The following is an 8,807-nucleotide window of genomic DNA, read 5'->3' on the forward strand; positions in this document are numbered from 1 at the left end:
ACCGTGCTGATTCAGGAGCTGATCAACAATATCGCCAAGGGCCATGGCGGCACCTCGGTGTTCGCCGGCGTCGGCGAGCGGACCCGTGAGGGCAACGACCTTTACCATGAGTTCCTTGAAGCCGGCGTCATCGCGTCGGACGCCGAGGGCAACCCGATTTCCGAAGGTTCGAAGGTTGCGTTGGTGTTCGGCCAGATGAACGAGCCGCCGGGCGCCCGTGCCCGCGTCGCGCTCTCGGGCCTGACCAATGCCGAATATTTCCGCGATGTCGAAGGCCAGGACGTGCTGTTCTTCGTCGACAACATCTTCCGCTTCACCCAGGCCGGTTCCGAAGTGTCGGCGCTGCTGGGCCGCATCCCGTCGGCCGTGGGCTATCAGCCAACGCTGGCCACCGACATGGGCCAGCTGCAGGAGCGGATCACCTCGACCAACAAGGGCTCGATCACCTCGGTGCAGGCGATTTACGTGCCCGCCGACGATCTCACCGATCCGGCGCCGGCCACTAGCTTCGCCCACTTGGATGCCACCACGACGCTCAGCCGTTCGATCGCCGAGCTGGGCATCTACCCGGCCGTCGATCCGCTCGATTCGACCAGCCGTGTGCTCGAGCCGCGCACGGTCGGCGAAGAGCATTATGCGGTGGCCCGCTCGGTCCAGGAAGTGCTGCAGAAGTACAAGTCGCTGCAGGACATCATCGCCATTCTCGGCATGGACGAGCTGTCCGAAGAGGACAAGCTGATCGTCAGCCGAGCCCGCAAGATCCAGCGCTTCCTGTCGCAGCCCTTCCACGTCGCCGAAATCTTTACCGGCACGCCGGGCGTGTTCGTGGCGGTGGAAGACACGATCAAGGGCTTCAAGGCGATCGTCGCCGGCGAATATGACCATCTGCCGGAAGCCGCCTTCTACCTGGTCGGCACCATCGAGGACGCCGTTGCCAAGGCCCAGAAGCTGGCCGCGGACGCCGCCTGATGGCCGCCACCTTCCAGTTCGAACTGGTCTCGCCGGAGAAGAAGCTGGCGTCGGCACAGGTGGCGATGGTCGTGGTGCCGGGTACCGAAGGGGACTTCGGCGTGCTGCCCGGCCACGCCCCGCTGATGTCGACGATCCGGCCCGGTGTCATCGAAATCTATGCGAACGAAGGCTCGGCGCCGTCGTCGCGCTACCAGATCGAGGGTGGCTTTGCCGAAGTCACGCCCGAGGGGCTGACGATCCTCGCCGAGCAGGCTGTCGCGCTCTAAGGCAGACATGCCGCCGGCGGCCGGGGCCTTGGCCCCGGACCCTCAACACGATCATTCCCAGGACAGGGGGCGGGCGACTTCCTCCAGCGGCTTGCGTTCGTTGGCGAGGCCAATGAACCAGGTCAGGACCGCGGCGCCGGCCATCAGGCCCGCGCCCAGCGCGTAGCCGAGCAGCACCTGGCTGCGCGAGCCGCTTTCGATCAGCTGGCCGAACAGCCAGGGCGCGGCGACACCGCCCAGCCCGGTGCCGAGCGCGTAGAAGATGGCAATCGCCAGCGCACGAATTTCCAGCGGGAAGCTCTCCGCTGCGGTGAGATAGGCGGCCGAGGCGGCGGCCGAGGCGAAGAAGAAGGTGACGCTCCAGCACAGGGTCTGGGTGGTCGCATCGAGCAGGCCGGCGCTGAACGCGAAGCCGGTCCCGAGCAGCAGCAATGCCGACGCGCCATAGGTGAGCATGATCATCGGGCGGCGGCCGAGCGTATCGAAGAAGCGGCCGAGCAGCAGCGGGCCGAGGACATTGCCGGCGGCGAACGGCAGGATGTACCAGCCGACATCGGCGCCGGGCACGTCGTAGAAATCGGTCAGCAGCATCGCATAGCTGAAGAAGATGGCGTTGTAGAAGAACGCCTGGGCGATCATCAGCGACAGGCACCAGACGGTGCGTTTCGGATAGGTGCGCAGCAGCGCGGTGGCGACATCGGCGAGGGTCGGGGCGCCGCGCTTGCGCAGCCGCACAGCCGATCCCGGTACAGGTTCCAGCCGATGGCCGCCGGCTTCGACTTGGGCCTCGATGCGGGCCATGATCGCCTCCGCTTCGGCCTCGCGGCCGTGCAGCGCCAGCCAGCGCGGGCTTTCCGGCACGAAGCGGCGCAGCCAGAGGATGACGCCGCCGATCACCGCGCCGCCGAAAAAGGCCAGCCGCCAGCCGATATCGGGAGCGAAATGCGCGGGATCGAGCAGGATGATCGACATCAGGCTGGCCAGCGCGGCGCCAACCCAGAAGCTGCCGTTGATGGCGAGATCGGTCCAGCCGCGACGGCGTGCCGGGATCAGCTCCTGGATCGCCGAGTTGATGGCGCTATACTCACCGCCAATGCCGGCACCGGTCAGCGCCCGGGCCAGCGCGAAGCTCGGCAGGTCCCAGGTGAAGGCAGTGGCGGCGGTAGCGACGAGATAAAGGCCGAGCGTCAGGCTGAACAGCCGCTTGCGGCCCCAGCGATCGGCCAGCCAGCCGAAGAAGAGCGCGCCGATCACCGCGCCGGCCAGATAGGCGCTGTTCGCCAGCCCGACGTCGCTGGCAGAGAGGCCGAGGCTGGCGCTGCTGCGCACGCCCTCGGCGACCAGCCCGGCAATGGTGACTTCCAGCCCGTCGAGGATCCAGGTGATCCCCAGCGCCATCACCACCAGCCAGTGGAACCGGCTCCATGGCAGCCGGTCCAGCCGGGCGGGGATGGTCGCGGCGATGGCCGCGCTCTGCGTGTTCCGGGTGATCGTCTCGCTCCGCTGGCCTAGTGCATTTCCTCGCCGCCGGAGACGTTGAGCGCCTCGCCGGTGACATAGACGGCATCGGCCGAGGCAAGCCAGGCGCAGGCGGCCGCCGTGTCTGACCCCATGCCGGGGCGGCCCATCGGGTTCTTCGCCTTCATGTTGGCGAGATAGGCATCGACCGATTCGAATCCGAGCAGCTTGGAGAAATAGGCGTTCTGCTCGGCGCCGAGTCCGGTGGTGACATGGTTGGGGCAGACGGCGTTGACAGTGATCCGGTGGGCGCCGAGCTCGACGGCATTTGAGCGGGTGAGGCCGACCATGCCGTGCTTGGACGCCGTATAGGGCGCCATGTGCGGGAAGCCCGACTTGGCGGCCTGGCTGGCGATGTTGATGATGCGGCCGGCAATGCCGTCGGCACCCGGGCCCTGCGCGATGAACTGGCGCGCCGCCGCTTTGGAACAAAGGAAGGCGCCCTTGAGATTGACGTCCAGCACGCGGTCCCAGTCAGCGCCCGAGGTTTCCAGCAGCGGCTTCATCAGGAAGCCGATACCGGCGTTGTTGACCATGACGTCGAGCCGGCCGAAGGCCGAGACGGCGGCGGCGACCAGCGCCTCGCACTGGGCCTCATCGGCGACATCGCAGGGCTGGACCAGCGTGGCGGCGCCGCGCGCCTTGAGGTCGGCGACCACGGCCTCGACATCGTCGGAGCTGGCAAGGCCCGGGCCGCCGCGGTCGACATCGGAGACGACACAGATGGCGCCTTCGTCGGCGAAGCGCTGGAGAATCGCCTGACCGAGCCCCTTGGGGCGCCCCGACCCCGTGACGACGACGACCTTTCCTTCGAACCGGCGCATCAGATCGACAGGATCTCGGAGGTGGTGAGGAAGACCGGATTGTCGGCCCAGTTCTGGAATTCGCCTGCAACATCCTTCATCAGCGGGGTGCCGATCTCGGAAACGAAGACGTCCATGTCGTTGACGTCGATGACCTCGACATATTGATAGGGGGGCGTGCCATCGCTGCCGAGCAGGCCGCTGATCTGGAAGACCCGGAAATCGTCGATCGAGGTGAGCGAGCGGACCGAGGGCATGTCCCGCGACTTCGCCCATTCCTGATAGTCTTCGGCGCTGACGCCCGGCTTCAGATTGAACAGCACGATGATACGCATCAGTCTCTCCCTCGTTGCAGCGCTCTGGCCAGGGCGATCAGGGTCGATTCGCTGCCGGGCGGGCCGACGAGCTGCACGCCGACCGGCAGCCCATCCCTATCGAAGCCGGCCGGCACACTCAACGCCGGGACGCCGGCCAGACTGGCCAATGCGGTGAAATCCGCTTGATCGGGGTGGTTTTCGCCGTGCGGGAAGGCTGCGCCGGGTGTTGTCGGCATCACCAGCACATCGGCCGACTCGAGCGCGGTAAACACCGCGGCGCGGGCGTGTCCGATGGCGGCGGCGTCGGGAACGTCAGCGCGGGCCAGCAGCCGGGCGAGGCGGGGCGAGACCTCGGTCGGGCTCAGCCGCAGGCGCGCGGCGGCAAGTGCCTGGTGGAATCCGGCGAGGCGGGCGACGGCGAGCGACAGGCCGGTGAACGGCCGCTGGAGGACCGAAAGGCCATGGGCGCGGGCACGGAGCAGCAGGTCCGACTGGCCGGCGCGGACGGCGGCAACCATGGGCGCGGCCTCGACTTCGGCGAGCAGCGCCAGCCGCTGGACCCGGCTTGTCGGCTGGTGCGGGACGAGGGCGCCCCAGGCGGCTTCGAGATCGTCGACGCTGCCGGCGAGCAGGCCGGGCACGTCGAGCGTGGGGTCGAGGGGCACGATGCCCTGCATCGGCAGCAGGCCATGGCCGGGCTTGAGGCCGTAAACGCCCGTATAGGCGGCGGGGATACGGACCGAGCCGAGCGTGTCGGTACCGAGCCCAAGGGTGGCGAGGCCGCCGGCGACGGCGGCCGCCGCGCCGCCGCTGGAGCCGCCGGCCGTGTAGCCGGGGCGATGCGGGTTTTCGGTGCGGCCCCAGTGCGGGTTGTCGGTGACGGCGCCCAGCGCCGCTTCGTCCATATTGGCGTGGCCGAGCACCGTGGCGCCGGCGGCACGCAGCATGGCGACGAGCGGCGCGTCGGCGGCGGCCAGCGGGCCGCGGGCCAGACCGGCAGTGGTGGCGAGGCCGACGACATCGATATTGGCCTTGACCGCGAGGCTGTGGCCGGAGAGCGGGCCGACGATCGGAAAGGCGGGCGGCGGGCCGGGCGGCAGCAGGGCGACAAGGGCGTTGAGCGCCCTGTTGCGGGCCGCGAGGCTCAAGCCTGGCGCTCGTCGATCAGGCGGATCGGCTTCTGGCGGTCATCGAGCCGGGTCAGCGTGGCGGTGGCACCGGGCGGCACCAGCCGGACACCGACATCGACGCCGAGTCCGGCGCGCAGCAGCGCCGCGAACGGCGCGGCATCGGCGGCAGGGTGGCGATGCTCGAGGGTGATGGTCATCCGGTCCTGGCCGCTCCCATCGCGGGCCAGATGGCAGAGATATTCGCCGGTCAGGTCGCCGCGGTTCTCCAGCAGCGCGCCGATAGCATGGGGGTAGATATTGATGCCCCTGACCTTGACCATATTGTCCGAGCGGCCAAGGAAGCCGCGGATGCGGCGGAAGGGCAACGCATTGGGGCTGGCACCAGTGTGAAATGCCGAGACATCATGGGTGTTGAAGCGGATGACCGGGGCGACATCGTCCTTGTAAAGACAGGTGACGACGAGATCGCCGCTGGCGCCGTCGGCGACCGCCGCGCGGGTGGCAGGATCGACGATCTCGACATATTGGGCGTCCTCCCAGACATGGAGGCCATCACGCTCCGGGCCTTCGGCGGCGATGCAGCCGCTGTCCCCCAGCCCGTACCAGTCATAGGCGCTGGCGCCGCCCCAGGCGTCCTCGACGCTGCGCCGGTCCTCGGTGCCGAGATGGCCGATGATCATCCGCAGACGGATATGCTCGCCGGGGACCAGCCCCTCCTCGCGCGCCACATCGGCGAGCTTGCGCAGATAATCGACGAAACCCACGGCGACGCTGGCGCCGAGCTCGTGCATCAGCCGCACCTGCGCGGCCGAGCGCGTCTCGCTGCCGGTGCCGGCGCTGATGAACAGGCTGTTGGTGAAGCGGGTGAAGGCCTCGCGGATGTAATGGCCGCCGTTGATCAGACCATGGCCATAGACGCTGTGGACGACATCGCCGTCCTGCAGGCCCTGCCAGAGCGCCATCCGGGCGACGAGAATGTTGCCGATCTCGCGGCCGCGCGGGCCGAACATCAGCAACTGCGGCTTGCCGGTGGTGCCGCTGGTGGTCTGCAGCACCATCGGTGAGCGGCCGAAACCTTCTGCAAGGCCATGGTAGTCGCCGAATGGCGGATAGGCGGCGAGCGAGGCCATCAGATCGGCCTTGTCGTGAATCGGCAGGCGGGGGAGATCGTCGAGACCGCGGATATCCCCGGGCTCGATGCCCTGCACGCTCCACAGCCGGCGGTAAAAGGGCACCTGCCAGCCGCGCGCCATCAGATGGCGGAAACGCTGTTCCTGGAGCTGGTGCAGCGCATCCGCCGACATGCCGGCGAAGCGGTCGAGGAAGGCCGGGCCGAGCGGATAGTCATTCAGCAGCGCCGGCACGTCGGCGAGGGCGGCATAGCTGCCGGCCATCAGGGCTGGCCGGTCAGCCGTTGCAGCGGCGGCAGGATAGTGGCCGGCGGATCGATGGCCAGCGAGCGAGCAAAGGCCAGCTTTTCGCCATGCCCCTCCGGCGTCAGCGGATTGGCCGGGCTGCCGAGCGTGGCGGGGACGACGAGGGTGCGGCTCTCGCCGTTGGGGAGGGTGAGGGTGAAGGTCTGCGGGCCGAGCGCGTTGGGATCGGGATTGTCGTCGACGATGATGGTCAGGCGTTCGCCGAGCGCATGAAGCGCCGGATCGTCGAAATTGGCGGGCGTGAACCGGCGCGGATCTATGCGGCCATCGGTGAGCATTAGCGCGGTGAGGAAGGGTAGGCACAGACGGGCATAGGCCGGGGTCATCTCCGCCTTCCAGGGGCGGCCGACGAGGCGGGCGATGAGCTGCGGCACCCGCGCCTCGATGCGGACGACATCGGCGGCCGCACATCCTGCCAGGGCGGCGATCGTGGCGTGGCTGGCGCGGCCTGACGGCCAGGGCTTGATGCTGATCTGCGGGACCAGCCAGTCCCTGCCCAGCCGGGCAATGAAGGGCGCCGGATCGCCGGCATCGAACAGCGGGAAATAGCCGAACGGGCCGGTCAGCGCGTCCTGCGGGCCAGGCAGGCCGGCAACGGCCAGATCGACCACCGAGACCGCGGCGCGGGCGGCGGCGGCGACCTGCAGCGGCAGCACCACCGAGCCCTCGACATGCGCCTGCATGGTGCCGGCGACCTGGGCATGGGCGAGGCCGAGGACATCGCCGAAACGGGCGCGCGGCAGACCGGCGAGGCGGGCACCGGCAAGCGCGGCACCGATCAGCCCGGCAGTGGCGGGGCGGAAGAAGCGCAGCGGCGAGGTGGCGGCAACGCCGAGCAGGCAGGCGATTTCGACGCCGACAACGAGCGCCTCCAGCGCGGCGTGGGGATCGGCGCGGCGGGCATGGGCCATGGCGTGCAGCGCCGCCGTGACGACGCTCATCGCATGGACCACGGCCGGCTCATGAACGGCATCCCATTCCAGGCAGTGGATCTGGAAGCCGTTGACGAAAGCGGCGGAGGCCGGCGGCAGCGCGGTGGCATCCATGCCGAGGATCGGCACCGTGTCCCCTGCCCCCCAGAGCCGCGCGGCGGCGCGGACCGCCTCGGCGCCCGGTGCGGAGGAGCCGGCTTCGCCCATCGCCAGCGTATCGTCGAGCAGCATCAGCGCGGCGGCGCGGACTTCGGGCGGCAGCTGCACCGGGCCATGGGCGAAATCGAGCAGCTGCTGGGTGGGGGTCATTCGCACATCTCCATCGGCCTTGCCCGCCCGCGCGCTCGTTGCGAGGGATTTGCCACGGCAACCACGCCGGCTCCAGCCCCTATATCGCAATGTCTCCGGTGTGTGGTAATCGGCATGCGGCGTCTTGTCCGGACAGCTTGTGCGAAAGACGGCGATGCGACATGGTAAGCCGTCCTTGGGGAGAGGATGACGAGACAAAATGATGGTGGAGAAGCGCGGCAGTGAACCGCGTTACCAGCAGGTGGCGGAGGCGCTGCGGGCCGGCATATTGGACGGAACGCTGGCTGAAGGGACGCAACTGCCGACCGAGGCCAGCCTGTGCGCCAGCTATGGCATCTCGCGCTTCACGGCCCGCGAGGCGTTGCGCCGGCTACAGGGCGAGGGGCTGATCCGGCGGCGGCGTGGATCGGGCATGACGTGACCCCCTGATTTTCCTCCACGATCGATTAGAGTTCGGCCCTTGAAAGAGGACGGACGATGAAGCGAACGAGGTTTACGGAAGAGCAGATCATCGGGATTTTGAAGGAGGCCGAGGCTGGCGCGAAGACGCCCGATCTGGCCCGGAGGCACGGTGTTTCGGAAGCGACGATCTACAACTGGAAGGCCAAGTATGGCGGCTTGGAGGTGTCTGAAGCCAAGCGGCTGCGGTCGCTGGAGGACGAGAACGCCAAGCTCAAGCGGCTGTTGGCCGACACGATGCTGGACAACGCTGCGCTGAAGGACCTTCTGGCAAAAAAATGGTGACGCCTGCCGCGATGCGGAAAGCGGTTGCCCATCTACAGGCCAGCCTGGGGATGAGCGAGCGGCGGGCGTGCCGGGTTGTTGGGGCTGATCGCAAGAGCGTTCGTTATCGCTCGCCACGGCCGGATGATGCCGATCTGCGGGAACGGCTGCGCGCGCTGGCGGCCGAGCGCCGCCGGTTCGGCTATCGCCGCCTGGCGTATCTTCTGGCGCGGGAGGGCATGCGCCCGAACCACAAGAAGCTGCTGCGCATCTATCGCGAGGAGGGCTTGCGTGTCCGCCGCCGTGGCGGCCGCAAGCGGGCCTTGCGCACGCGAGCGCCGATGGCACTGCCGCAGGGTCCGAACCAGCGGTGGTCGCTCGACTTCGTATCGGACAGCCTG

9 protein-coding genes and 1 pseudogene are annotated in these 8,807 nt (G+C 68.5%); 4 read left to right on the forward strand and 6 right to left on the reverse strand.

The window, feature by feature from the left end; genetic code table 11:
• A partial coding sequence (atpD, locus tag ACTIFJ_RS14085) for a F0F1 ATP synthase subunit beta (RefSeq protein ID WP_439534743.1) occupies positions 1-969 on the forward strand: 969 nt, incomplete at its 5' end.
• Positions 969-1,238 carry an ATP synthase F1 subunit epsilon gene (locus ACTIFJ_RS14090; protein WP_439534744.1) on the forward strand — a complete coding sequence of 90 codons (270 nt, stop codon included), beginning with the start codon at positions 969-971 and terminating at the stop codon, positions 1,236-1,238. The genes atpD and ACTIFJ_RS14090, both read left to right, overlap by 1 nt.
• Before the next feature lie 51 nt (positions 1,239-1,289).
• On the opposite strand, the gene ACTIFJ_RS14095 is transcribed toward ACTIFJ_RS14090, so the two are convergent.
• The 6 genes from ACTIFJ_RS14095 to ACTIFJ_RS14120 form a co-directional block, all read right to left on the reverse strand.
• Positions 1,290-2,636: an MFS transporter gene (locus ACTIFJ_RS14095; protein ID WP_439534751.1), complete on the reverse strand. Its 1,347-nt coding sequence runs from the start codon at positions 2,634-2,636 to the stop codon at positions 1,290-1,292.
• A gap of 110 nt (positions 2,637-2,746) precedes the next feature.
• On the reverse strand, positions 2,747-3,580 hold the full coding sequence (locus tag ACTIFJ_RS14100) for an SDR family NAD(P)-dependent oxidoreductase (RefSeq protein WP_439534745.1): 834 nt from the start codon (positions 3,578-3,580) through the stop codon (positions 2,747-2,749).
• Entirely contained in the window at positions 3,580-3,894 is a 315-nt protein-coding gene (locus ACTIFJ_RS14105; protein ID WP_439534746.1) for an REDY-like protein HapK, read from the reverse strand. The genes ACTIFJ_RS14100 and ACTIFJ_RS14105 overlap by 1 nt, the downstream gene beginning before the upstream one ends.
• Complete coding sequence (locus ACTIFJ_RS14110; protein WP_439534747.1) at positions 3,894-5,024, reverse strand: amidase; 1,131 nt, start codon at positions 5,022-5,024, stop codon at positions 3,894-3,896. The genes ACTIFJ_RS14105 and ACTIFJ_RS14110 overlap by 1 nt, the downstream gene beginning before the upstream one ends.
• The gene (locus ACTIFJ_RS14115) at positions 5,021-6,400 is read right to left on the reverse strand and encodes a phenylacetate--CoA ligase family protein (protein ID WP_439534748.1); all 1,380 of its coding nucleotides are present in this window, start codon (positions 6,398-6,400) and stop codon (positions 5,021-5,023) included. The genes ACTIFJ_RS14110 and ACTIFJ_RS14115 overlap by 4 nt, the downstream gene beginning before the upstream one ends.
• Positions 6,400-7,683 carry an MmgE/PrpD family protein gene (locus tag ACTIFJ_RS14120; protein WP_439534749.1) on the reverse strand — a complete coding sequence of 428 codons (1,284 nt, stop codon included), beginning with the start codon at positions 7,681-7,683 and terminating at the stop codon, positions 6,400-6,402. The genes ACTIFJ_RS14115 and ACTIFJ_RS14120 overlap by 1 nt, the downstream gene beginning before the upstream one ends.
• Before the next feature lie 199 nt (positions 7,684-7,882).
• On the opposite strand from ACTIFJ_RS14120, the gene ACTIFJ_RS14125 reads away from it, so the two are divergent.
• Together ACTIFJ_RS14125 and ACTIFJ_RS14130 are read left to right on the forward strand one after the other, a co-directional pair.
• Complete coding sequence (locus ACTIFJ_RS14125) at positions 7,883-8,104, forward strand: GntR family transcriptional regulator (RefSeq protein ID WP_439534750.1); 222 nt, start codon at positions 7,883-7,885, stop codon at positions 8,102-8,104.
• A 56-nt stretch (positions 8,105-8,160) separates the two neighbouring features.
• Positions 8,161-8,807 (forward strand): annotated as a pseudogene (locus ACTIFJ_RS14130) (transposase); the annotation flags it as partial.

It is taken from the genome of Polymorphobacter sp., assembly GCF_051860865.1.
Lineage (GTDB): Bacteria > Pseudomonadota > Alphaproteobacteria > Sphingomonadales > Sphingomonadaceae > Sandarakinorhabdus.

What these genes read in the sequence shown, in the direction of transcription:
- ACTIFJ_RS14090 (WP_439534744.1), top strand. Translation starts at nt 969, where the DNA reads ATGGCCGCCACCTTCCAGTTCGAACTGGTCTCGCCGGAGAAGAAGCTG.
- ACTIFJ_RS14095 (WP_439534751.1), bottom strand. Translation starts at nt 2,636, where the DNA reads ATGGCGCTGGGGATCACCTGGATCCTCGACGGGCTGGAAGTCACCATT.
- ACTIFJ_RS14100 (WP_439534745.1), bottom strand. Translation starts at nt 3,580, where the DNA reads ATGCGCCGGTTCGAAGGAAAGGTCGTCGTCGTCACGGGGTCGGGGCGC.
- ACTIFJ_RS14105 (WP_439534746.1), bottom strand. Translation starts at nt 3,894, where the DNA reads ATGCGTATCATCGTGCTGTTCAATCTGAAGCCGGGCGTCAGCGCCGAA.
- ACTIFJ_RS14115 (WP_439534748.1), bottom strand. Translation starts at nt 6,400, where the DNA reads ATGGCCGGCAGCTATGCCGCCCTCGCCGACGTGCCGGCGCTGCTGAAT.
- ACTIFJ_RS14120 (WP_439534749.1), bottom strand. Translation starts at nt 7,683, where the DNA reads ATGACCCCCACCCAGCAGCTGCTCGATTTCGCCCATGGCCCGGTGCAG.
- ACTIFJ_RS14125 (WP_439534750.1), top strand. Translation starts at nt 7,883, where the DNA reads ATGATGGTGGAGAAGCGCGGCAGTGAACCGCGTTACCAGCAGGTGGCG.